The sequence below is a fragment of the Paenibacillus sp. XY044 genome, assembly GCF_002257645.1.
GTDB lineage: Bacteria > Bacillota > Bacilli > Paenibacillales > Paenibacillaceae > Paenibacillus_AQ.
Genome location: NZ_NQMO01000008.1, coordinates 31,427 through 55,738, shown reverse-complemented (window position 1 = coordinate 55,738; position 24,312 = coordinate 31,427). Strand labels below are relative to the sequence as shown.

The 24,312-nt window shown below is 54.1% G+C and carries 20 protein-coding genes and 1 other annotated feature; of the genes, 4 read left to right on the top strand and 16 right to left on the bottom strand.

Annotated features, from left to right (window positions below):
- Positions 1 to 316: 316 nt before the first annotated feature.
- The 3 genes from CJP46_RS26700 to CJP46_RS26690 all read right to left on the bottom strand — a co-directional run bounded on the left by CJP46_RS26700 (position 317) and on the right by CJP46_RS26690 (position 4,382).
- Positions 317 to 3,016: a DNA internalization-related competence protein ComEC/Rec2 gene (locus CJP46_RS26700; protein ID WP_094598688.1), complete on the bottom strand. Its 2,700-nt coding sequence runs from the start codon at positions 3,014 to 3,016 to the stop codon at positions 317 to 319.
- Between the two features lie 202 nt (positions 3,017 to 3,218).
- Entirely contained in the window at positions 3,219 to 3,737 is a 519-nt protein-coding gene (locus CJP46_RS26695) for a deoxycytidylate deaminase (RefSeq protein WP_094598687.1), read from the bottom strand.
- Positions 3,738 to 3,791: 54 nt separating this feature from the next.
- Positions 3,792 to 4,382, bottom strand: coding sequence for a ComEA family DNA-binding protein (locus CJP46_RS26690; protein WP_256992545.1), 591 nt, complete (start codon positions 4,380 to 4,382; stop codon positions 3,792 to 3,794).
- A 181-nt stretch (positions 4,383 to 4,563) separates the two neighbouring features.
- On the opposite strand from CJP46_RS26690, the gene comER reads away from it, so the two are divergent.
- Positions 4,564 to 5,397 carry a late competence protein ComER gene (comER, locus tag CJP46_RS26685; protein ID WP_094598686.1) on the top strand — a complete coding sequence of 278 codons (834 nt, stop codon included), beginning with the start codon at positions 4,564 to 4,566 and terminating at the stop codon, positions 5,395 to 5,397.
- On the opposite strand, the gene leuS is transcribed toward comER, so the two are convergent.
- The gene (gene leuS, locus CJP46_RS26680) at positions 5,394 to 7,838 is read right to left on the bottom strand and encodes a leucine--tRNA ligase (protein ID WP_094598685.1); all 2,445 of its coding nucleotides are present in this window, start codon (positions 7,836 to 7,838) and stop codon (positions 5,394 to 5,396) included. The genes comER and leuS overlap by 4 nt on opposite strands.
- Before the next feature lie 110 nt (positions 7,839 to 7,948).
- Positions 7,949 to 8,185: a binding site (T-box leader), on the bottom strand.
- A gap of 141 nt (positions 8,186 to 8,326) precedes the next feature.
- Between leuS and CJP46_RS26675 the strand changes: the two genes are divergently transcribed.
- Positions 8,327 to 10,630, top strand: coding sequence for a helix-turn-helix domain-containing protein (locus CJP46_RS26675; RefSeq protein ID WP_306431093.1), 2,304 nt, complete (start codon positions 8,327 to 8,329; stop codon positions 10,628 to 10,630).
- Between the two features lie 229 nt (positions 10,631 to 10,859).
- Here the strand turns inward: CJP46_RS26675 and CJP46_RS26670 are convergent, their stop codons facing one another.
- The gene (locus tag CJP46_RS26670; RefSeq protein WP_094598683.1) at positions 10,860 to 11,696 is read right to left on the bottom strand and encodes a helix-turn-helix transcriptional regulator; all 837 of its coding nucleotides are present in this window, start codon (positions 11,694 to 11,696) and stop codon (positions 10,860 to 10,862) included.
- Between the two features lie 119 nt (positions 11,697 to 11,815).
- Between CJP46_RS26670 and CJP46_RS26665 the strand changes: the two genes are divergently transcribed.
- A complete protein-coding gene (locus tag CJP46_RS26665) occupies positions 11,816 to 12,658 on the top strand; it encodes an NAD-dependent epimerase/dehydratase family protein (RefSeq protein ID WP_094598682.1) in 843 nt (280 codons plus the stop codon).
- A gap of 82 nt (positions 12,659 to 12,740) precedes the next feature.
- On the opposite strand, the gene CJP46_RS26660 is transcribed toward CJP46_RS26665, so the two are convergent.
- A complete protein-coding gene (locus CJP46_RS26660; protein WP_094598681.1) occupies positions 12,741 to 14,354 on the bottom strand; it encodes a type 2 periplasmic-binding domain-containing protein in 1,614 nt (537 codons plus the stop codon).
- Between the two features lie 418 nt (positions 14,355 to 14,772).
- Here CJP46_RS26660 and CJP46_RS26655 point away from each other — a divergent pair, with 418 nt between their 5' ends.
- A complete protein-coding gene (locus tag CJP46_RS26655) occupies positions 14,773 to 14,931 on the top strand; it encodes an asparagine synthase (protein ID WP_094598680.1) in 159 nt (52 codons plus the stop codon).
- Between the two features lie 130 nt (positions 14,932 to 15,061).
- Here CJP46_RS26655 and CJP46_RS26650 read toward each other — a convergent pair whose 3' ends face one another.
- The 10 genes from CJP46_RS26650 to phnH all read right to left on the bottom strand — a co-directional run bounded on the left by CJP46_RS26650 (position 15,062) and on the right by phnH (position 24,309).
- On the bottom strand, positions 15,062 to 15,910 hold the full coding sequence (locus CJP46_RS26650; RefSeq protein ID WP_094598939.1) for a PhnE/PtxC family ABC transporter permease: 849 nt from the start codon (positions 15,908 to 15,910) through the stop codon (positions 15,062 to 15,064).
- Positions 15,911 to 15,930: 20 nt separating this feature from the next.
- Positions 15,931 to 16,740: a PhnE/PtxC family ABC transporter permease gene (locus CJP46_RS26645; protein ID WP_373558039.1), complete on the bottom strand. Its 810-nt coding sequence runs from the start codon at positions 16,738 to 16,740 to the stop codon at positions 15,931 to 15,933.
- A complete protein-coding gene (gene phnC, locus CJP46_RS26640; RefSeq protein WP_094598679.1) occupies positions 16,709 to 17,497 on the bottom strand; it encodes a phosphonate ABC transporter ATP-binding protein in 789 nt (262 codons plus the stop codon). Before phnC ends, CJP46_RS26645 begins: the two co-directional genes overlap by 32 nt.
- Before the next feature lie 48 nt (positions 17,498 to 17,545).
- Positions 17,546 to 18,604, bottom strand: coding sequence for a phosphate/phosphite/phosphonate ABC transporter substrate-binding protein (locus CJP46_RS26635; RefSeq protein ID WP_094598678.1), 1,059 nt, complete (start codon positions 18,602 to 18,604; stop codon positions 17,546 to 17,548).
- 297 nt (positions 18,605 to 18,901) lie between these two features.
- A complete protein-coding gene (locus tag CJP46_RS26630; protein WP_094598677.1) occupies positions 18,902 to 19,648 on the bottom strand; it encodes a phosphonate C-P lyase system protein PhnL in 747 nt (248 codons plus the stop codon).
- Positions 19,596 to 20,882 (bottom strand): phosphonate metabolism protein PhnM, encoded by a 1,287-nt coding sequence (gene phnM / locus CJP46_RS26625; protein WP_256992558.1) that lies wholly within the window; start codon positions 20,880 to 20,882, stop codon positions 19,596 to 19,598. Before phnM ends, CJP46_RS26630 begins: the two co-directional genes overlap by 53 nt.
- Positions 20,869 to 21,714 carry an ATP-binding cassette domain-containing protein gene (locus CJP46_RS26620; RefSeq protein ID WP_094598675.1) on the bottom strand — a complete coding sequence of 282 codons (846 nt, stop codon included), beginning with the start codon at positions 21,712 to 21,714 and terminating at the stop codon, positions 20,869 to 20,871. The genes phnM and CJP46_RS26620 overlap by 14 nt, the downstream gene beginning before the upstream one ends.
- A complete protein-coding gene (locus CJP46_RS26615; protein WP_094598674.1) occupies positions 21,711 to 22,574 on the bottom strand; it encodes an alpha-D-ribose 1-methylphosphonate 5-phosphate C-P-lyase PhnJ in 864 nt (287 codons plus the stop codon). The genes CJP46_RS26620 and CJP46_RS26615 overlap by 4 nt, the downstream gene beginning before the upstream one ends.
- Complete coding sequence (locus CJP46_RS26610; protein ID WP_094598673.1) at positions 22,565 to 23,713, bottom strand: carbon-phosphorus lyase complex subunit PhnI; 1,149 nt, start codon at positions 23,711 to 23,713, stop codon at positions 22,565 to 22,567. The genes CJP46_RS26615 and CJP46_RS26610 overlap by 10 nt, the downstream gene beginning before the upstream one ends.
- On the bottom strand, positions 23,701 to 24,309 hold the full coding sequence (gene phnH / locus CJP46_RS26605; RefSeq protein WP_094598672.1) for a phosphonate C-P lyase system protein PhnH: 609 nt from the start codon (positions 24,307 to 24,309) through the stop codon (positions 23,701 to 23,703). Before phnH ends, CJP46_RS26610 begins: the two co-directional genes overlap by 13 nt.
- Positions 24,310 to 24,312: the final 3 nt, after the last annotated feature.

Here is a 24,312-nt window from a genome sequence, read left to right as displayed (position 1 = left end):
AAATTGTTGCAATTTGTAACCACATTTTTAAAGTTGCTGAAAAGGCAGGCCCCGGGAGTGCTTGCCATTCCTTAAAAAACCGGATATAACCTTCAACCGATAGCGGTTATTCCTCTGCTTAAATCCACCCGCAATCGTTTGTAAAATCAGCGTCCCGTAAAAATGCGGTAGGTATGTACATCAAAGGTGACACCACCGTACTTACTCCAGTCTGCCAATGAAAACCACAATTAAGAATACCAAATTCCAGAGGCGGAGTCACCTGAAGATTCTGCGTCCAACTTCATCATTCTAAGTGTTTTTTATAGACAAATCATTACGATTTTGTTATCAGCTTGGTTCTGACACGAATTTCGCCGGTTTTTACCGAAAATTGGATTTCCCCCTGCAGATCAGTCCTGTAAACGGCCGCGCCTTCCTCGGAAATCCGCTGCAGCACATCCGCATGCGGATGCCCGTACAGATTGTTCACACCGGCCGAAATAACGGCTGCAGCGGGCTTCCATCGGTTCAGCCAATCCGCCGAACTCGCTGTCTTGCTGCCATGATGTGCGATTTTGATCACATCCACGGGTGCATCCAGCTGTTCGCCTGTAGTCTGCATTGCCGAATGACCCCCGGTTTGCTCATTTTCCGAAACTGCCTTCCCGAGCCGGCCGGAATTCATCGCCTCAAGGATCTCCCCCTCGGATGACTTGTCCATATCTCCGGTGAAGAGGAAGCGGCCCCCGTTCATTTCGAGCAGAAACACGACCGAGTCGTGGTTCTGGTCCTTGACGACAGACAGCGCCTCCTGATCGTCTTGCGACAGGATCGGGCCAAGAAAAGCCAGATGCGTCCGCTTGTCTGGGTCATAATCCATGCCTTGGTGAATGGCATAAATAGGAATATCTTTGTCCACGGCAGTGGACATCAGCCGATCGAAGGCAGCCGTGCCGGCCAGCGTCCCATTAAACAGAAACGCCCTAACGGGAATCTGTTCCAGCACCGCCTGCATGCCTCCGGCATGATCCTGGTCCCCGTGCGACACGATGACCGCGTCCAGCTCATGGATTCCCCGCTTCTTTAATAATGGAACCAGCACCTTAGCGCCGACCTCAAAAGGCTGCTTCCGATCCTTCCATCCGTCCTCCGCCTTGCGGAAGCTGACGGTTCCGCCCCCGTCGACCAGAAGGTGCTTTCCTTGCGGAGTCGTGATCAAAATGCTGTCGCCCTGACCCACGTCGAGCACCTGTACCGCTCCTGCCCCGTGGAAGCGCTCCGGCTGGTATCCCGAATACAGAAGGACGATCAGCACGCATAGTGCCCCGAGAGCTCCGGCGGCAAGCCGGGCTTTCGTCCGGGGCGGCAGGGCTGCTGCCGTGCGGCGGGCAGCAGGAAGCACACCCAGCGGCACGGTCGCGTCCGGCTCCGCTGCAATCTGCCGCCGGCTGAGCGACCACCGTCTGCCGAAATAGAGCAGCCCATACAGCGCTATAAAATAGGAAGCGATCCAAACCGCCGAAGGTGACTTCCATATCGTCACGAACTGCGGATACCCGTTCATCCACTTCACCAGCCAGAAAGACAGATCGTCCAGCCACTCGGCTGCCGCCGCCATTAACTTGCCCGCGGACAGCCATAACGAGCCGATGAGTAGCGCCGCCGTCCCCACGGGTAGAACGAGAAAGGTAATGAAGGGAACGAGCACGAAATTGGCTGCAAACGACAATAAGGAGAACTGATTGAAATAATAGATCGTCAGCGGAAAGGACACGAGCTGGGCAATGAGCGTTACGCCGACCGCACCGGCGATTTTGGAAGGCAGAAAGGATAGCAGCGGATGTATCAAGGGAACATAGATCATCAGACCGGCCGTCACGAGAAAGGACAGCTGGAAGCTCACGCTCAGCAGGTAATATGGATTCCACAGCAGCATGAGCAGCGCCGCCGCGCTGAGGATGTTCAGTCCGTCCTTCAGCATCCCCTTCCTGGCTGCATACAGTCCGATCATGCTCATGATCCCCGCCCGCACGACGGACGGACTTACACCTGACAGAAGAACGTACAGGGGCACGAGCAGCATAACCAGCAGCAGCGACTTTTCACGGGACAGGCGAAGCAAGGAAAAGAGATAAAGCAAGCACCCCACATATACGGCGACGTGCATGCCCGAGATCGCCAGAATATGGGTCAGCCCCAGCTGCGAGAACTGCGCGTAGGTTTCGGGGTCCAAGTCGTCTTGAAGCCCGATGATCAGCCCCTTCATATAACCGGCATGGGGTTCCTTGAAAATCCGGTCAATCATCCCGCTCAGGCTGCTTCTGGCCTGATCGTTCCAGCGCAGAAGAAGCGCCATGCCGAAGCCGGTCGGAGGCGAACACTGCACATTGGAGGCACCGGTGGCTTTGAACAACCAGTGAATTTTCTGGGTCACCAGGTAGTGCCGGTAATCGAAGCCGCCGAAGTTTCGGGCGGTCTGCGGCTGCTCCAGGCTGCCGGAAATTCGGACCCGGTCCCCCCGCTGCCATTGCCGGGCTGCTTCCTGCTCCTGCCGGCTTTTTAGCTTGACCTGCACCATGGCCTTTTCGGATACCGTCCTTTCGCGGCCCGCGCTCGTCCCACCGACCAACCGATTGGATCCGCCGCCAGACGCCGTGCTGCTGACCGGCACCGCTTGGCGAACGCTCATGACAAAATCAGCACGGTCGCCGTCGACCTCGACGGCGGAGGCGACTGTGCCTGTCATTTGGACGATGCTTCCGTCCAATTGGGCAGCACTCGCCGCATGGAGAGCTTCGGGGAGCTTGGATACATTTGCGGCTTCCTGCAGCTCCCAATAAGCTCCCGACAGCGCTAAAGCACACCAGACAATGATCACGGTTCGGAGGAAACTCCGCTCGATCATACCTAGAGCTGCCAGCAGCAGCGATGCTCCTGCGAACAGGAGCAGCAGTTGTGAACCTGAGCAGGCATAGGCCGCGCTGCTTCCGGCGATCCAGCTCACCGTGAACACGATCAACGGTCTTTGTTTCATAAAAAGCACTTCCCTTCCTTTTTTATGCGTCTGTTGTTACTCGTGCTGCACTCTGCCTGCGCCCCTCTTCCGGACACAAAAAAAGACCCCTGCCGGCAGCCATGCTGCGGACAGAGGTCCTTCCCCTAATCATCGGTTATTCCAAATTTCCGTGTAAGCCTGTTTCCATATGTTCAGCCAGTTCCGCCAGTTCCGCCGCTTCCTAATCCGCCACCGTCATCACCGTTTCCCGAGGCGGCTCATAGGCGGGCAGCCTGCGGAAGGTAATGCCCTTCTGGCGCATCATCTCCGTGACCTTTTCCGTATCCTTAGGATACGGGCGGTGATACACGATCTCGGTAACTCCGCTGTTCGCCAGCATATTGGCACAGGTCCAGCACGGCTCGTCCGTAACATAGACTGAGCTGCCTTCCCGGTCGATGCGGTCGGTGAACAGCAGCAGGTTTTGCTCGGCATGAATCGTCCGGACGCAGCGCTGCTTTTTCACCATTTCCTTCTTTCCGTCCACATCCACAAGCTCATACTCCTCTGCGATCATACAACCCGCTTCCGAGCAGTCCGGCACGCCCATCGGCGCTCCGTTATACGCGGTGCCGAGCAGCTTCTTCCCTTGAACGAGCACCGCTCCGACATGGCGCCGTGAACAGCGGGAACGCGTCGATACCATGTATGCAATATCCATAAAGTAAGTATCCCAGTCTTTCCGGGTATCAACCGTCATGAATCCATCACCTGATTTCCGTAGAATGTGTACACATTGTAGCATATTTACGGCCTACAGCTCTATGTACGGCTTCATTTTTTCAAGCATTTTGGGACCGATTCCTTTGACCTTGTCCAAATCCGCGACGGATTTGAACGGTCCGTGCTGGTCGCGGTATTCCAGGATGGCTTTGGCCTTGGCCTCGCCGATCCCCGGCAGACCGGTCAGCTCCGACAGGCCGGCGGTATTGACGTTGATCTTTTTGACCTGCCCAGATTCAGCATTCGCCGCATGTTGAGCAGGATCGGACTTTTCGATTACCTCCTGGCCCGGCGAAACTGCAGTCCCCGGATTCTGCGCTTTTTCTGATACCGTATTTTGGATATCATCCTTTCCTTGCTGTGCGGATCCCAATGTTACGGATTGCTGCTCGGCATCCTGTTTGACGTCCTGCTTTGAAGCCTGCTCCTGCTTTTGTTTCTCGCCCGTTCTCGCTGCATCTGTAGGCGGTTCTCCCGCTTGTTCGCTCAGCACGCTTTCCACCCTGCCGTTGAGCGGCTGCCACTGCTCCATCCCGCTGCTTGTATGAACTCCCGACAGCAGGATGGCCCCGCTTCCCAGCACGGCACAAACGACGCTGGCGACTGCCGATATTCTTTTCATAAAATGACACCCCGTTTCTATGAAATGACTCGATGTCGGTTCATAGATGCAGTACTGCATAAGATTAAAGCGAAATTAGACGATATATGATGAAATAGCCGTCATGCGGGCCAAGTTCTAATGCATACACTAATGGGAACGATGATGTCGTTACTGCGAAGCACGAAAGGAGGGAACCTAAGTGAAGGTAGGATTTATCGGAACCGGCAGCATGGGAAGCCTGCTGCTTGAGGCCCTGATTGATTCGGGTTCGCTCGCGCCAAGCCAGGTGTATGCCAGCAACCGCACCCCCGAGAAGGTTATCCGGCTCCAGCAGCGACACCCCGGGCTTCATGTATGTACTAGTAACGCGGAAACTGCGCAAAACAGCGATCTGATCTTCTTGTGCGTGAAGCCGCTTCAATTTAAAACGATTCTGGATGAAATCGGGAACTCGCTTCGGCCCGATCAAATCGTAGTATCCATTACGAGTCCGGTGCAGATCCATCACCTGGAGTCTGCTTTGTGCTGTAAAGTTGCTAAAATTATTCCGAGTGTTGCCCACCGCGTTCAGAGCGGCGCTTGTCTATGTATGTATGGCAGCCGGATAAAAGAGGAAGACAGGCAGCTCATAGAGCATCTCCTGTCTCCCATCAGCAAGCCCATCCTAATCGATGAATCCTTTGTAAGGATTACATCGGATTTCTCCAGCTGTGGGCCAGCCTTTTTAAGCTTTTTTCTGGATCAGTGGATCAACGCTGCCGCTGAAACGACCGGCATGGACCGCGGTGAACTGACGTGGATCGCCGGGGAAATGCTGCTCGGCACAGGCAAACTGCTGACGCAGGGAGGCTTTACGCCACAAGAACTGCAGCAGCGGGTAGCCGTTCCCGGCGGGATTACCGCCGAGGCGCTTGCCCTGCTGGACCGCAGTTTAACTGGCGTCTTTCACCAGCTGATCGCCACAACCCACGGCAAATACGAGGAAGACCTCGAAAAATGTGACACGCAGTTCGGCGGCTCCGCTGCCGATTAGTTGGCGACGATGTTCACCAGCTTGCCAGGTACCGCGATGACTTTGCGTACGGTTTTGCCGTCAATGGCCTGCTGTACGTTTTGCAGCGACATCGCGTGTGCCTGCATGGCTTCCTGGCTCATGTCCTTGGCGATCATCGTACGCTGAACGATTTTTCCGTTAACCTGAATGACGATTTCCACTTCCGATTCCACGGTCCAGGATTCGTCATAAGCCGGCCATGGCACGTAAGTGATGCTATCCTGATGGCCCAGACGCTCCCAAAGCTCTTCAGCGATGTGCGGAGCGAGCGGCGACAGCAGCTGCACAAAGTTGTCGATCGCCAGACGCGGCAGCGCATCCGCCTTGTAGGCGTCGTTGATGAAAATCATCAGCTGGCTGATCGCGGTGTTGAAGCGCATGTTTTCCAGATCGTCGGTCACTTTTTTGATCGTCTTATGCCATGTCCGCTTGAATTCGTCGCTGCAGTCGTCATCCGTAATTTTGCTGCTGAGGCTGCCGTCCTCGCTGACGATCAGGCGCCATACGCGGGACAGGAAGCGGTGCGCGCCTTCCACGCCGTTCTCGTTCCAAGGTTTGGTCGCTTCCAGCGGCCCCATAAACATTTCGTATACGCGCAGCGTGTCGGCACCGTACTGCTCTACGATTTCGTCCGGGTTAATGACGTTGCCTCGCGATTTACTCATTTTCTCATTGTTCGTTCCCAGGATCATGCCTTGGTTAATCAGCTTCTGGAATGGTTCTTTGGTCGTAACGACACCGAGGTCGTACAGGAATTTGTGCCAGAAACGGGCGTACAGCAAGTGAAGCACCGCATGCTCGGCTCCGCCGATGTACAGATCTACAGGCAGCCAAGCCTCCTGCTTCTCCCTCGAGCACAGCTCATCCGAATTATGCGGATCGATGTAGCGCAGGTAGTACCAGCAGCTGCCGGCCCATTGCGGCATCGTATTGGTCTCGCGGCGGGCTTTCATGCCCGTTTCGGGATCAATTGTCTCCACCCAGTCGGTGACGTTGGCCAGCGGCGACTCCCCAGTACCCGATGGCTTGATCTGATCGACATCCGGCAGCAGCAGCGGAAGCTGATCCTCCGGAACGGTCTTCATCGTGCCGTCCTCCAGGTGCAGAATCGGAATCGGCTCGCCCCAATAGCGCTGGCGGCTGAACAGCCAATCGCGCAGACGATAGGTTACCTTGCCCTGGCCTTTGCCGTTCTCTTCAAGCCACGTGATCATTTTGGCGATGGCTTCTTCGGTGTGGAATCCGTTCAGCAGACCCGAATTCACATGCTCCCCGTCCCCGGTATAAGCTTCCTCCTGCACATTTCCGCCTTGGACTACTTCCACGATATTCAGGCCGAATTTCTTGGCGAATTCCCAGTCGCGGGAATCATGCCCCGGCACGGCCATAATGGCTCCGGTTCCGTAACCTGCCAGCACGTAATCCGCAATCCAGATCGGCAGCTTCTCGCCGTTCACCGGATTGACGGCATAAGCTCCGGTAAACACACCGGTTTTGTCTTTGGCCAGGTCGGTACGCTCCAGATCGCTCTTGCGGGCTGCCTGCTCCTGGTAAGCCTTCACCGCGTCCTTCTGCTCAGGCGTCGTAATGCGCTCTACCAGCTCCTGTTCCGGTGCGAGCACGCAATAAGTAGCGCCAAACAGCGTGTCGGGCCGGGTCGTAAATACCGTCAGCTTGGCGTCATGCCCTTCGATTTCGAACTGTACTTCGGCGCCCTTCGATCTGCCGATCCAGTTACGCTGCATATCCTTCAGGCTTTCGCTCCAATCAAGCTCATCCAGATCCTCCAGCAGCCGGTCGGCATATTCCGTAATTTTCAGAATCCATTGGCGCATCGGCTTGCGGACGACCGGATGGCCGCCGCGCTCGCTCTTGCCGTCGATGACTTCCTCGTTGGCAAGTACGGTCCCGAGCGCTTCACACCAGTTCACAGGCACTTCAGCGACATAAGCTAGGCCGCGTTTGTACAGCTGGATAAAAATCCACTGCGTCCATTTATAATATTCCGGATCGGTCGTGCTGATCTCGCGGTCCCAGTCATACGAGAAGCCGAGCGACTTGATCTGACGCCGGAACGTGTTGATGTTCTTGATCGTGATTTCCCGCGGGTGCTCGCCCTTATCCATCGCATGCTGCTCCGCCGGCAGGCCGAATGCGTCCCATCCCATCGGATGCAGCACGTTATAGCCCTTCATCCGCTTGAAGCGGGAGACGATGTCCGTCGCCGTGTAGCCTTCCGGATGGCCGACATGAAGCCCGGCTCCGGACGGGTACGGGAACATATCCAGCGCGTAAAATTTCGGCTTTGCAGGATCCTCGGTCGTCTTGAATGTGTGATGCTCATCCCAATACTTCTGCCATTTCGGTTCAATCACCGTGTGCCGGTAGCCTTGGCCTTGAACCTGCTCTTGGTTACTCATGCTCATTTGCCTCCTAAAATGCGCCCGCTGCCCGCCTGTTGATCCGGGGCAGGCACGGCTCTAGTCTTTCGTGTTTGCAACAAAAAACCTCTCATCCATAGCGTATCATCGCTAGGGACGAGAGGTTTGATTCCCGTGGTACCACCCTAGTTAGCGGAGGATATACTTTATCCCCGCTCCCTTTGCACCCTTAACGCGGGTGAATCGATGATCCTTGACGCGTTATTAAACGCGCTTCACATCATAGCTCAAAGGCGAGTTCATCCCAAATCGTCAACCGGCTTGCACCTACCGCCGGCTCTCTGCATGACATCCCCGAGACTAATACCCCTCATCATCGCATCATTTGCAATTTTCTCATGGTTGAAACATTGAACCATATTATATATAAAAAAATCAATCGAGTCAACGTATCCCGCCAGCCGGAATTATTCCATGTCCGGAGCGGATTTTTTTGTTATGATTAAAACCAAAGGGAGGCGGAATGATTGAAGCGTAACCTCAGAAGGTACATGAAATCCAAGCTGTTTTTAAAATATATATGGTCTTATCTGTTTATTTTGCTGCTTCCTCTGGTTTTTGTAACCGTCTTCATCTATCAAAGCGCCGCGGGCAATCTGCGTGAGGAAATCGAGCAAAGCCATCTGAACCAACTGACGCAGGCGGAAAACATCATCGATGGCCGGATGAAGGAGCTCAGCGACATCGCCTCAAGGATCGCTTATGACGACCGTCTGATCTCTTACCGGGTCCACGATCCGTTCTATTCCCGGGAGGCGATTGACGCTCTGGATCAATATAAGTCTACCAGCTCCATCATCGGAGATGTATTTTTATATTTTCATCATGACGACCGGATTTACTCTTCCCAGGGGCTGAGCAGCTTGGACGTGTTCAACCAGAAGTACATATTCCAGAATTGGTCCAAAGACAACCTGCTGGGCGATTTGAACGACGTGTCCTTTCCCACGATGCGTCCGGCAGACCGGGTAATCCGGGGCACCTACAGGCAGCAGTCGCTGCTCGCCTACCTGATGCCGATTACGCCGAACAGCCCGAATCCCCACGGAACGGTCATGTATTTGATCGATGAATCGGAGCTCACAGGTCTGATCGATTCCATTCTGGGCAGCTACAAGGGACTTGCGTACATTTTCGACAACAACGGGCAGGTGCTGGCCGCCAACAATCACGGTGAGTCGATAAACGGCTTGGACACGGGACGCCTCTTCGCTCTTGACCCGGGCATTCACAGCGTGGAGCTGGGCGGACAGGCGCATTCCGTCGTGTCCACGAAATCGGACATGAACGGCTGGACGTACGTGACGCTGATGCCAAGCGATCAGTTTTTCAGCAGCGTGCTGCACATCCGCAGCTTTATCATCATGCTGTTCAGCATTGTCGTGCTGGCAGGCGTCGGAATCGCCCTGCTGCTGGCCCGCAGGCAGTATCACCCGATTTCAGCGCTGGTCGACTTCGCCAATTCCAAATCCCGAAGTGACCGGGGACCAGGGGATGCGCTCCTTCCGGGCAATGAGCTGGAGCATATCCGCTCCGCGCTGCAGGAATACAGCTCCCGTGCCGACCTGCAGGAACCGTACGCCCGGAACCATCTCCTGCTGAGGCTGCTTCAACAAGGGGAAAATCGGGAATTGGCTCCGGATCTGCTGGAAGCCTTTAATATCCGGTTTGACCGTTCGCAGTTTTTTGTCATTGCCATGGAACGCGGCGCACCTGCCGATCCTTCCCAGGATTATCAGGACTGGCAGACGCTCGTTTCCCTCCTTGCCGAAGTGGACATTCCCGGGCTCCGGGCATGCGCCTACAGTGTAGAGCTCCCGCGGCGGGATCAGCTGGCACTCATCGTCTGCTTTGACTCACACCCGGAGATGCAGACCTTCACCCATATGAGCCGGATCGTCGATGCCGTCCGCAGCAACATTTTGGAGGCGTTCGATTTGAATCCCATCATGGGGGTCGGTACCGGATATCCGCAAGCGGGGCAGCTCAACCAGTCGTTTATCGAAGCCTGCTCGGCGCTGGAATTCCATATGCCGTCAGATAAGGGCGGCGGTATTACGTTCTTTGAGAAGCTGGCGCTTGCGAGCGAGGAAGCCTTCTGGATTCCGAAAAATGTTCTGCTGAAGCTGTCCCAGAGCTTAAAGCAGGGCAGCCATGACGTCTCCGCCCACATGATCGGCGAAGCGGTGATGAGCCTGAAGGCGGGCAGCCCGTCACCGCTGCTCTCCCGGTGCATCTGCTTTGACATTCTCAATACGATGCTGAAGACCGCTTCCGAGCTCGGCATCCACCATATTGCGCAGGAAATTCCGACCAGCAGCGCTTTTCAGTCCCTGGATGAATTCGAGGAGCAGCTCAGGAAATTGGCTTCCCATATCTGCATGCAGGTACAGCAGGAAACCAAGCATAAGGAGAGCTCGCTGAAGGACCAGATGCTCGGTTATATCGACATGCACTTTATGGATCACAGCCTGAGCCTGGAGAGCCTGGCGGATCTGTTTGAAATTTCTCCTTCACATTTCAGCCGGACGTTCAAGGAAAATGTGGGGCTGAATTTTACCCAATACATCTGGCAGAAAAGAATGGAGGAAGTCAAGCGGCTGCTCGTGACGACCCAAGAACCGCTCAAGGAAGTGATCGGCCGGGTCGGGTATGCCGATACCCCTAATTTCATACGCAAATTCAAAAAGGAAACGGGCTATACGCCGGGACAATTCCGCAAGCTGAACCATCCGGACGGCCCGTTGCTCGGCGAAATGCTTCAGGACTGATAACGAACAGCTGATTAGTTCAGCTGTTCGTTTTCCATTAGGAGAGCTGTATGGATGGCGGGGGCGTTAAAACCTGATACTTCCGTGCATGAATTGCAAGGATTCATCTCCCGAACTCCATATAATTAATGTTGGAAGGATGATCTGTATGAGAAGCGCTCTTGGTATGCCAACGGGGAAGGTTTTTTGTTTACAGGCACGCCATTTTGGGGATGAAAAGCAAACAGACTTATCCATTCTTCCGATTGCTCATTAAACTTTGCAGACGCGCGGCCGTATCCGTTGAAGCTGAATATATCAAAATCTTTACGTCCGAATTGGCTCGCGGTTGCAAGGTCACATGTTCAAACTCCATCTCTCCGATTAGAGGATCGTACCTTAGTTTGTGGCGATCCGTTACGACCTGAACGTCATGCAGCGGCCAGAGTTCGCGAAACAACGGGCTGTTCTGCATAAATTCCTCAATAAGCTCTTTAAACCTCGTATCATTAGGAAAGTGTGCATAATCTGCACGAAAGTGTGCAATCAGGACCTGTGCTCTGGATTCCCAGTCCTGTATGTCCGATCCGAGCTTGGCATCTATTAAAAGATGTCTCATCCAATTGGGTCTCTGCTGCATACGATTTGAAAACGGCGGGATTCGAAAAACGATCTCAGCTGCTTCGTTCCATAGCAACAAGTCCCAGTATCTTCCGATTACGATTGCCGGATTAGGTTCAAGCGCCCTTATTACCCGTTCCAAACCAACATTTACATCCTGAACTTCTACCTTCTCCTGCTGTACCGGTCTTGCAAGAAGGTGGAGATGGAGACGTTCATCCTCCGTCAATCGCAGCGCTTTGGCTATGATATTAAGTACATCCTCTGATGGATTGACACTTCTGCCTTGTTCCAAAGAGGTATACCATGATGTTCCAATATGGGCAAGCTGGGCAACTTCTTCCCTTCGAAGGCCCGAGGTCCGCCGTCTTCCATAGGATACTAACCCAACATCTTCTGGAGTAAGACGTTCTCGCCGCGAACGCAAAAATTCACCTAACGACATTCTGGAAGAAGTCCCTTCCATGAATAACTCCTCCTTATCCTGACACTTCCAATCGTACGATAAACGCAGGAAGGTAGCTGCTGGCTCATTCTATTATACTGCCTTTATAGCGTTTTAGAAAAACTTGGGAGGATTTGAAAATGAACCTTTTCGTAACAGGAGCCACAGGTAAAGTAGGAAGCCGTTTTGTCCCGCGTATGTTACAGCGCGGTCATCACGTCAAATTGTTGGTTAGGGACGCTGCCAAGGCGGATTGGCTTCAGCGGCAAGGGGCTGAGATTGTTGAAGGCGATCTTTTGCAGCCGGACAATTATGTTGACGCACTTCGGGGTACGGATGCTGTGGTTCACTTGGCAGCACAGTTCCGTGGTGTAGACGAAAACACTACCAAAATATCAAACATCGATGGCAGCATAGCTCTAGCTCGCGCTGCGCTCACGGCGGAAGTGCCAAGGTTTGTTTTTTCCAGCACCAATAATGTGTACGGTTCCGGGCAGCATTCAAGACCCAACCGTGAAGATGACGAGCCTAGGCCAGCCTTTCCTTATCCTCAATCCAAAGTCGAAGCCGAAGCGGCGCTGCTACAGCTTCATCGCGAACAGGGGTTAGGAGTGCGAATTCTACGGCTTCCATTTGTCTATGGTGATCGCGATCCCCATATCGCGGAATTTCTGCCGTTATTGCGTAATTGGAATCCAGCCAAACGATTCTCTATGGTACACCATGCAGATGTAAGTCAAGCCCTGATGCTCGCAGTTTCCACACCAGGTATTGATGGCCGAATCTACAATGTTGGCGACGATGCCCCGATCTCCGTTTCGGAGCTGCTTCAGCTTCATCATAGCGAAATATCGTCAGAAGCGCTGCAGCAGGATTTTGATCCATGGGACATGGTCGTCGATACGACGCGTATAAGAGACGAGTTACACTATCGACCGATTTACCCGTCGTTCTATTCGGCTAGAGACGCAGGTGCAATATAAATCAGTTCCAATTTATCAAAAGAAAGGCCGCCATATCGGCGACCTTTCTTTGTTATGCGTTGAGCCACGCACTGCTGACGATCTACTTGGATTCCTGACCGTCCCAGCGGTCATAGGCAGCCTGGTAGATTTCCACAATGCGGTCGCCGCCCATTTTCTTCACCTGGGCTTTATACTTGTCCCAGTTCGACAGCGGCTCCTGCCCGGTCACAAACTTGGCTTCCATCTGCTCGACGTAGTTGTTCAGGTCCGACAGCAGCGAAGTCACCTCGGTTTGTTCCTCTTCTGTCAGGAATACGTTCGGATACGGCACTTTGGCATACGGCAAAATTTTCTCCTGGTTCTCCTTTTCGACCCATTCGTCGATGTCGGAACGGAGTCCCTTGCTCACTTCCGGAAGGCTGACGCCCGGCGTCGTGATGCCATAGTTCGGCGTCATCTTGCCGCGGTAGTTTTCGCGGTCGCCTCCATCCGGAACCGGAAGCCATTCCTTAACGTGGTTTGCTTCATCTTTGTATTTCCAGAGCACGCCCTCCGGCCCTTGGTTGAAGAGCGTAGAACCTTCATAACTGTACTGGTAGTCTACCCAGCGCATCGTTGCCTCAGGAGCAGGGTTGGTGCTCGAAATGGCGAACGTTCCGTTCTTGGAAATTCCCGAAGACTTGGCGACCACCGGAGAGTCCGGGAATCCCGTTTTCAGCGGCGTCATGAACGGGTTGTCAGTGTTCGGTTCCCCGCCCAGCATAAAGTACGGCAGCCAGTCGTTGAACAAGGCCACTTGATTATTTTTACCCTTGGCCTTCTTCTGGTCGTCGGTCTGGGAGAACGTTTCATGGTCAAGCAGATCGTCCTTCCACAGCCGGTTCAGGAAGGTAAGATACTCCTTGAACCCTTCCTCCTGCGGTGTATAGTGGACTTTCCCCTGCTTGTCGGCATAATACACCTCGTCATAGATGCCCCAGAAGCCCAGCATCTGCACGCGGATATCCTTCAGTTTGGTCGACGTCAGCGGAATTTCGTCCGCTTTGCCGTTGCCGTTCGGATCCTCGGTCTTGACCCGTTTCAGGTAATCGTATAGCTCGTCCGGCGTTTCCGGAAGCTTGGTGATGCCGAGCTTCTTAAGGAAGCTGCCGTTATAATACAGCGGGCTCTTGTACCATACCGCGCCCTTATCCACGTAAGGCAGGGCGTAAATATGCCCGTCGGGGGTCGTGATCGATTTTTTAACATCCGGATTCTCGTCCAGCAGCTTCTTGATGTTCGGCGCATATTCATCAATAAGCTTTTCCAGCGGAATCAGCGTTCCCTGACTTCCGTACGTCACCTGCTCAGCCGGCGTCAAAGCCGATGCGTAGAAAATATCCGGCAGGTCGCCGCTCGCGAAGATCAGATTTTTCTTGGTCTCAAAGCTGTCGACGGGAACCGTCTGGAACGTGAGCTTAATGTTCGTCATTTTTTCCATGTCTTTAAATACCTGCATCGTATCCCACTTGGCGCTGCCCACATCCGGCGCAAACACCGACAGCGTAATCGGCTTGTCGACGATCGGGAAGCCCTCCTTGTGTACACTCTCCGCCGAGCCGGAAGCTTGACCGCTGTCCCCGTCTCCTTTCGATCCGGAACCGCATGCGGCCAGCAGCGAAACGACCATGGACAGGCACAGGACGATGGCCCAAGGCTTTAAACTCTTTCTCATCAGATGATTCCTCCTGTTCATTGTTGTGTGCGGCTTTTTGTTGACCTTTGGAGTTTCCCCCTTGATTTGGACTAAAGCCTACTTCACGCTTTTTTCCGCAGCTCTGGATGAAGCTTACGACGGCTGATGCTGCGCTTTGTTTGTTAGCGTTTACAAAAAGTGTAGTAACAGGCCGGGATCACGTAAATATGTTATTTTTGATATGTTAAATATGTATGTAAACCCCACTGTTTAACCGCGATGCGGCAAATGACAGTGCTATGCCATTGTATAGCAAGTATGTCAAATATGCCATTGGGAAAATCTACATATCCCCCGGATTCCGCTTCCCGCAATTTTAGACCCAATGCATAATTCGCCTGACGATAAACAAAAATAACCCTTGTCTATCCAAACCATCAGCCAAAGGAGTGTCGTCATGCGTGAAGGTATGATTCCTGCCGTTCTTGGAACTGTAGTTACTGCTTCCGGCGCCGCACTGCTGGGCAGCAAGTATAAGCTTGCTGCCACGGGGATTCTCGGATTCGGTCTGGCTCACATCGTACTGGGTGCGATCGATCTGGTCGAACACCGGTAATCCGTTTGGAAGACCGTCCGCAAGCTCCTTCGCTTCGGACAAAAAGAACCTTGGACATCCCCTGTCCAAGGTTCTTTGTTTGTGCGGGCGGCCGGATCCCAAGTAGAGGTACATATCTTGCTGCTGCCTGTTATTTTCCCGGCTTCAGCTTCCGCTTGGCGCGGTTTGCGGCGATTTCCAGAAAAATGGCAAAACCCAGAATAAAGTAGGTGATCGCTCCGATTTCCTTCAGGTCGAAATAAAAGCCGCTGGCCATAAACATATCGTAGCCGATCCCTCCTGCGCCCGCGGCCGCCCCCATTGCAACAGCCACGGAGAAGTTGATTTCGAACCGGAGCAGCGTCCAGGACATCAAATAGGATAAGGAGGACGGGATGACGGCTTGAAACACGATTTGCCACCAGTTCGCACCGCTGGACTTCAGCGCTTCGATCGTGCCCTTGTCCATTTCCTCAAAAGCTTCCGAGTAGGCTTTGATCAAATAACCGATGGAGTGAAAGGTCATGCCGATGACGGCGGCGACGCTGCCAAGACCCGCGGCGACGGCAAAAATCAGCACCCACATCACCGTAGGCACCGCGCGGATGAACGCGACCAAGCCTTTGATGACAGCTGCCGCGAGCGGCGAGGACAGGTTGCGGGCTGAGAACAGGCCGAGAAACAGCGCAATGATCGCTCCGAACAAGGTCGCAAGAAAGGCAAGTCCTAGCGTGATCAACACTTCGAACAAAGCCGCGGCGAAGGTGAAATGGTGCAAACGGGGCTGCAGAAACATCGTCTTCAAGTTCAACAGCGTAGCATAGACGCCTTGAAAGACCTGAATCCCTTTGTAGTCGAAACTGACAAAGGCGAGCACGGTCAGCAGGGATAACCCGAGCAGGGTCAGCCTGATCGTTAAGGCGGTCTTGTTAAAAGGTTTCTTTAGCGGGATGCCCGAAAGTCTTCGTTCAGGCCGGAGATGGAGCTCAGCGGCAATCATCTTGTCGACGGCATCGGTGCTCATCCGATCATCACCTTTCGGATATAATTCGAGGTGGATTCGATGGCCAAAATGGAGATTACGATCACAAGAACGATGAGGCTGGCTGCGTTGTAATCGAGATTTTTATAGTACAGATTGAACAGAAACCCTACCCCGGTGCCGGTCAGGATTCCGATCAGCGTCGCGTTGCGGATGTTCGTTTCGATCATGAACAGGATCCAGCTGATGAGCTGGGGCAGCGCAGCTGGAATCACGGATTGGCAAATGACGGACACATAACCGGCTCCGGTCGCCCGCAGCGCTTCCGCAGAGTGGCTTCCCGTCTCATCGATGGACTCCAGAAATGCGCGGGTCAAAAACCCGAATGAGCCGAAGAACAAGGCGAAATAGCCGGTCATCACGTTTTGCCCGAAGGAAAACAGAAGGATCATCGACCACGCGGTGACATCGATATTCCGGAATATGGTCGCGATCGAACGGCTGGCCAGTTTGATTCCGGCATGGACGCCGATCGTCTGAGAGCCCAAAATGGCGAATACGAGCGCAAACACCGACGCGACGGTTGAAGCGGCAATGGACATTAGCAGCGTTTCCACAAGTGTGCGGAGAACGTCCGGAAACTTGGTCCAGGATTCGGCATTGGGATAAAAGTGGGTGACGCCCCAAATCAATGCACCCGGGATCGAAAGGAGCCCCTGAACGATGTCATACTGAGTCAGCACAGCCGCACCGTAGGTCACAAGCAGAAGCAGCCCCCAAAACAGATATGCATGCCTTCGTTTGGCCGTGAAGTAATTAACCTGCTTGCGTCTCGCCTTGATCAGCACGCTGCTCTCTCCTCTCGCTTCCGTAAATACGCTGAAGTTCCTCGGATGTCATATGTCCCGGCGTTCCGTTGTATACGATCCTCCCTCGATTGACCCCGATGATCCGGTCCGAATATTTCAGGGCCGTCTCCACCTGATGCAGATTGACAACGACGGTGATGCCCAGGTTCGTGGAAATATGTCTCAAATGATCCATGATCACCTTGGAAGCATTCGGGTCGAGTGAAGCGATCGGCTCATCGCAGAGAAGCATTTTGGGTCCCTGGATCAGCGCCCTTGCAATGCCGACCCGCTGCTTCTGACCTCCGCTGAGCTGGTCGCAGCGCTTGTAGACCTGCTCTTCCAGGCCGAGTATGCCAAGAATTTGGTACGCCTGCTGCTTCTCCTCTTCGCGGTATAAACCGAGCATGCCGGCAAGCGTGGATTTGTAACCAAGCCTGCCGTGCAGCACATTTTCCATCACGCTCAGCCGGTCAACCAAATTGTAGTGCTGAAAAATCATGCCGATACTCGTCCGCAGCCGCTTGAGCTCTTTTTTGCGAAATTCCAGCACATTTTTGCCTTCGATGCATATTTCGCCGCTGCTGGCATCGATCATTCGGTTAATGCACCGGAGCAGCGTCGATTTCCCGGCCCCCGAGGGGCCGATGATGGATACGAACTCGCCGCCCCTCACCGAAAAGCTTACATCCGTTAAAGCTCGTGTTTCAGACCCGTACTGCTTGGACACATGCTTGAATTCCAGTAACGCAGTCATCGTACACCTCCAGGCGGTTTGGTATGAAGCGAACAGGTCAGCGGCCGGTTACTTGGACAGCTCACGGATCGGCTCAAACCAGGCGTCGTCCACGGGCAGGAACCGTTCATTCCCGCTTTTTTGCTTGAACAGCCCGCTGTCTTTGGAATCCTTGGGCAGGAAAATTTTCGGATTATGCGTCACGTCATCAGAAGTAAACGCCTCGGTAATTTTCTTCTGATCGTCCTCGCTCACCGTTTTCGTGTTCGCCACGAACGGGGAGTTGAGAACCGGCGTCACCGAAACGACGACAAACTCTTTTCCGGAGAGCGTATTGAATGGTTCGGCAGCTCCATCCTTTACTTTATAGACTGCCCCGGGTTTATTGGCCGTTCCGTCCGCCAGTTCCACGTAATTGGATACGCAAGTATCGCAAAAAGCAGCAACGTCCGCCTTGCCCGTCAGGAGATTCACCGCGGAGCCCTGGTGGGAGCCGCCAAACAAAACATCGCTGAAAAATTTATCTTTGCCTCCCTGCATCAAATCGTCTTCCTTCAAGTCCTTGTACTTGTCCATCTTTCCAAAATAGCTGATGATGCCGGCAGAAGGCACCTTGAATCCCGAAGTCGAGCTGTTCGATACAAAGGAGAATTTTTTCCCGGGAAGTGGGTCCATCGTATATCCGTTCCCGCTTTTAAACTCGCCTTCGTCGCCTTTTCTTACGTTCAGCCAGGAATAATATACGGCATCATCCAAGGTGCCCGATTCCCCGCTGTTGGTGAACAGCGGCTTTACGTCCTCGGTCTTGTTTCTTGCTTCCACGTAACCCTGAGGGCCCATATAGGCCAGATCCGCGCTTCCGCTTGCAATCGCCTCGATGGCGATATTGTAATCGGTCGTCATCTTATGCTCCACTTTTTTGCCTGTAGCCTGCTCCACAATCTTTCCTACTTCATCACGTGCATCTTTCAAATCCGCTGCGGATTCGTTCGGATACCACACAATCGTCAGGGTGTCCTTGTTCTTCGAGCCGCCAACGTTCAGGCCCAATGAAGCCGCTCCTGAAGAACATCCGGCAACGGTCACGGCCAAGATCAGCATCAAGAGAAGTGAAATCGATTTTTTCATGGTTTCAGCGCCCCTTTTTCCTTGGATAATGGGATACAATTTTATTATGAAGATGAACGGTCAGCAGAGAGTTAACGGGGTAACAGGTTTGTGTAAGAAAAACGTCTATCGCCGTACCTTCAAAGTAGACAGACCGCGTCTAAAGGAAGTTTTTCTTGCAATATCAGGAAGCAATGGCTCTGGAGTTTATACTTTCTAATATTATAAGAAAAACGTCTATCGCCGTACCTTCAAAGTAGACAGACCGCGTTTAGCGAAAGTCTTTCTTGCGAGATCAGGAAGCCAAGGCTCCGAAACTTATACTTTCTGATCTCTTAAGAAACGACCCGCGGCTTCCGGCCTGCCGCCCTCATGAAACCGGCCGTCCTGCATGTGGTATTGGCGGCTGCACAAGCCCTCCATAAATTCCAAATCGTGAAAGATTCCGAGCATCGTCGTTCCTTCGTGCATCAGCTGCTCGATCAGCGTCTTCACCTTGACCTTGGAGGCATGGTCCAGACTCGCGGTAGGCTCGTCAAGAAGGAGCAGTCTGGGACGCTTCACCATCGCTCTGGCGATGTTGAGGCGCAGCTTTTCCCCTCCGGAGAACGTGGCGGGATAGCTGTCCCGAAGCTTGGAATCCAGCTCAAAATGATCCAGCATGCGCTCTGTCTCCCTGGCCGCCTGACGAGGATCCGTGCCCATTTCCAGCAAGGCCTGCGTGACCAGTTCCCGGGCCGTCGTCCGCGGCATGACGTTCAGAAACTGCGATACGTAGCCAATCTCACGCTTCCGCAGGTCGATCATCTGCCGGTCCGGCGCGGAGGCCAGATCGATTTCACCATATGCTGCCGATTGGTACCGGATGGTCCCTTTCTGGGGGAGATAGGTCCGGTAAATACAGCGGAGGACGGTCGACTTCCCGCTACCGCTTTTACCTGTAATACCGATAAATTCGCCTTCGTTCACATGCAAACTAACGTCTACCGCCGCCTCGATCTGCTGATCCAGGTTATACAGAGTGAACGTTTTGGACAAGTGTTCGATCGTGAGCAGACTGTTCAATCCCCCTACCCCCTTCATGGTCCCTGTAATGGGTTCTCTGAATGAGCTTTCCGTCCACAAATACGGCCGTAATCACCGGGAAATCCCCGTCGATCTTCTCGATCAAGATGAGATCCGCTTTTTTTCCCTCGCGCACCGAGCCGATTTCATGATCCAGATTGACGGCCCGCGCGGGATGAAGCGTCACCAGGCGGAACATTTCGGCCAAATCCTGCCCACAGCGGTCCACCAGGTGGAATACCGCGTGAAGCAGTGCCGCCGGATAATAATCGCTGCACAAAATGTCGATGCTCTTCTCCTGAATCGCCTCGGCTGCGGACAAGTTCCCGCTGTGCGAACCGCCAAGAATGACGTTCGGCGCACCGGCCACGGTGTACATGCCCTGCTGTTTGGCCCGCCGGGCAATCTCCAGCGTGATCGGAAATTCGCTGATCGTCGCGCCGAAGCCCTGAACGAGCTCCAACTTGTCGAGAGAGTCGTCATCGTGCGAAGCGACCGCAATTCCGGCTTCCCGCGCCAGACCAGCAATTTCGCGGATGCTTTCGATCGTCATTTTCTCCTTGCTCTGATGCTTCCGGATCAACTCGTCGATACCCTCATCGGTCATATCGTCATAGCCTTTCACGGTGGCCTTGTAAATCTCCAGATCCCGGTATTGTCCTTGGCCGGGAGTATGATCCATAAACGAAACGAGGTGAACCTTCTTTTCGGCAATGTAGTTTCTGAGATTGTCCACCTCCAGCAGGTTATCGATTTCAAACCTCGCGTGGAAACGGTGGCGTACCAAGTGCTGGCTCGTATGCGACTCCTCGATCAGCTCCAGCAGCTTGCGTACGTTTTCCGGCTCGCGGATCGGGCGGTATTTATACTCCGATCCCCTGAAAATGGACAAGGAATGAAACATCGTCGTAATGCCGTGCGTGATCAGCTCCTTTTCGGTTTCCCGGAGACTCAGACGAAAATCAATCAAAGATGTCGGCCTAGGAGCAGCCATATGCTCGATGTAATCGGAATGGATATCGATGAACCCCGGGGACAGATACCCGCCTGCGGCATCCATGACCTCCGTTTGCGAATCAACAGCAATGACGCCATGCGGGGCAATTCTGCCGATGCGGTCTCCCTGAATGAGCAGGTCGTATCCGCTCAGAACCCCTTCTTCCGTAATGATGCTTGCGTTCGTAATGAGATACAAAGGCGCTTCCTCCTTCGAAAATAAGCTAGAGCAGGGAATGGACCAGCTGCTGGGTATAAGCTTCTTGCGGGTCCTCCAAAATTTGATCCGTCAAGCCTTCCTCCACGACTCTCCCGTCCAGCATAACCAGCGTCCGGTCGGCGAGCATCCGGACCACGCCGAGGTCATGGGACACGAGCACGATGCTGATGCCAAGCTCCCTTTGCAGCGCCTTGATCAAATCCAGAACGCTGGCCTGAACGGACAGGTCGAGGCCGGTGGTCACCTCATCGAGCAGCAGCACCGGGGGCCGGTTCGACAACGCTTTGGCAATCTGGACCCGCTGCTGCATTCCCCCGGAAAAATGCTTGGGCGCTTCCTTGATCCGGTGAAGCGGGATATGGACCTTCTCCAGCAGCTCCTTGCCCCGCGTTTCCATCTCGGAGACGCGGCGGCTGCCCGCCGCGATCATTTTCTCCGCGATGTTGCCGATGGAGGTGAAATCCATCCGCAGACCGAGCATCGGGTTCTGGTACACTTTTCCCATGAGGTGATTCCGAATATAACGCTTCTGCTGCGTCGACTCCGCAAACAGATTTCGGGTACCGTCTTTGTACGCCTGAAGATAGACTTCGCCGCTCGTTGCCTCCTGGTCAAAATACAGGCATCTCATCATGGTGGATTTTCCGCTGCCGCTTTCTCCCACCACCCCGATAATTTCTCCCGGATACAGGTCAAACGACACGTCTTGGCAGGAGTACACGGTTTGGCAGACGGTGCAAAAGTTTTTGTAAAGCTTCCGGCTGTCCGGATTCATGCAATGCGGACAGCCCTGCCCGAACTGCTTGTTCAAATGTTTTACGGAAATCATCGGTTGTTCCGTCTGGATCATCGGCTTTCAACACCTTCCCGCCAGGTTTGTTCATTCATCCGCTCCAAACAGTAGCTCGTATCATTACATTGAAAATAAGCTGTGCCGCTGGCGTCATCGTACAGTTCATCCATGAACACGCCGGTAGCTCCGCACAATCTGCAGGACCGGTCTTCAAAAGACTCCGTTTCAAACGGGTAGTCCTCAAAATCAAGAGATACGACCTTGGTGTAAGGCGGCACCGCGTAGATCTTTTTTTCCCGTCCGGCCCCGAGCAGAATGAGCGCTTCGGATGCATTCAGCTTGGCATTGTCGAATTTGGGAATCGGGCTCGGTGCCATCACATAACGGTCATGAACCATCACCGGATGATCGGCGCCGGTCGTCATGCTGCCGTAATTCATGATTTGCTCGAACAGCATGAGCCAAGCCCCGCTGTATTCTTTTTCGGCGTGCAGCTTCTTCGTCTCGGCTTCCCGCGGTTCATACATCCGCAGCGGCTCAGGCATGGGCACCTGCAGCACCAAAATTTGACCCGCTCGGAGCGGGATCTCCGGAACGCGGTGCCTGGATTGAATCAGCGTGGCTTGCGCCGTCTCATCCGTAGTCCGAATATCCGTCGTGTTCTGAACAAGCTTCTTGATGCTGACGGCATTGACGGACTCATCGGAGCCTTGGTCAATAACCTTGACTATATCATTTTGACCTACCAAAGACAGGGTGAGCTGCAGCCCGCCGGTTCCCCATCCCCTTGCAATCGGCATTTCTCTGGAGGCAAAAGGGACCTGATACCCCGGAACAGCGATCGCCTTCAGCGTTGCTCTGCGGATTTCCCTTTTGGAGCCTTCGTCGAAAAACGCGAAATTGTAGTTTATTTGCATATTTCCTCCACCTCCTCCGTTTCGTCCGCCCCGGACGCCGCCGCTCCCATCTTCGTTTTTCGCACGTCGTTCATTTTGGACTGGAACGTGACGTAATGCGGCAGCTTTAAGTGGGACATGAAACCGGTGGATTCCACGGAATCGATATGGTACAGCACAAACTCCTGATCCTGGGTCGGGAAGCGGCTGTCCCCCTGCTCCAGGCTGTGATCCAGGATGCCCATGGCAATCGCCTTGGTCTCGTTTTGCCCGTAGCAAAGCCCGTAGCCGATCTCAAAGGACAATTCCTTCCCGCCCTGCTCCTTCGCCACCGCGGCGGACATGAGCATTTCCGCTTCCGTTACCTTGATTTCGCCGATATAATAGCTGTCCTCATCATCTGCACCGGTTCCGAGCGGATCGTCAATGCAGATGGGCACAAGTCCGACCCGCAGCTCGCCGACGGTGGGATGCGATACGCCGTATCCGCGGATGACCGCGTAAGCGAGCGACGTAACCGTCCCGGTCTGACCCCGGGTCAGCACCTGCAGCTTCTGGCTGCGGCTCGCCGGAAACGTGATGCTTCTGCGCGTCACGTCATCCGGTTCGGCGTTGTCGTCCACGGGGCAGGCCATGAGTCCCTGCTCGATCAAATAGTCCATGACCTTCATCAGTTCCGGCGGTCGGCCCGCCTCGGTCAAACTTCCGAGCTCATCCGCAAACGCATCCAGCCACCGCTCGGCATCTTCATCCGTTTCCCGCATCAGGTCAAAGTCCAGCAGCCGGTGGCTGTAATCGACCGAAGCGCCGAGAATTTGCCCGCCCGGGATATCCTTGAAGCTGGCGGAAATCCGCCGCTCCACCCTCATTTCGCGGGTGTGCACAGCTTTGGAATAGTGCTTTCGGGGAAGCGTGGAGCGGTATGCCCTCAGCAGAAACACCGCTTCCTCCGGGCTTCCTTCCGCCTGCTTGATGGCCAGCGCCGCTAGCGTTTCATCGTACAAGCTGCTCTCCGACATGATCTGGTCGATTAACCCTCTCATCCCGCCTTCGATACGGCCGACGTCCAAAACCTTCCCCTGCTTGATCCGTTCGAATTTGATCCGCTTCAAGGATTCCTCGATCGCAAGCGTTCCGCCTTTTACCGCTACATATCCCATAGAAGCACCTCCCTCTCCTCGATTTGCGTCGTCCGGGGCAGGCATAGCAGCTTATTGTTTTTGTCAACGACCAGCATGTCAATTCCCAGCGGATACTCCGCGTTTTTCTCCGCCCGCGCCCCCAGCCATCCGGGAACCAGCGGAATCCGGACAAAGCTTTCATCCTCGATGCCCGGCCCTTTGAGGCTGAGCTCAAAATCCCCGGACAACTGCCCCGACTCCACGATTACGGTGGCAGAGGCATGCGGGTCGGCCAAAGTGCCGACTTTGGCGCCTTGCAAAGCCTTTAGCAGATCCCCTTCATCGGCGTCGTGCAGGACAAAAATATAATCCGCCTTCTCCGGCTCCGTCCGGGCGGCAAAGGTCAGCTGGTTCAGGAGCCGCGTAAGCTCATGTTCCCGCCGCGAGCAGATGCTGAACGTAACCTCTGTATCCAGCAGCATCAAAGCGAGTACCCAAGTGGCGGGTAAACCGCTCCACTGGCCATCGGCCTTGCCCGCTTCCGGCGCCAGATCCGAGATCAAACCGGGTCTCGACATGGAATCCACCACTTTGCGATAGGCGCGTTGTATATCATGAACTGCGTCGAAGTTCATCGC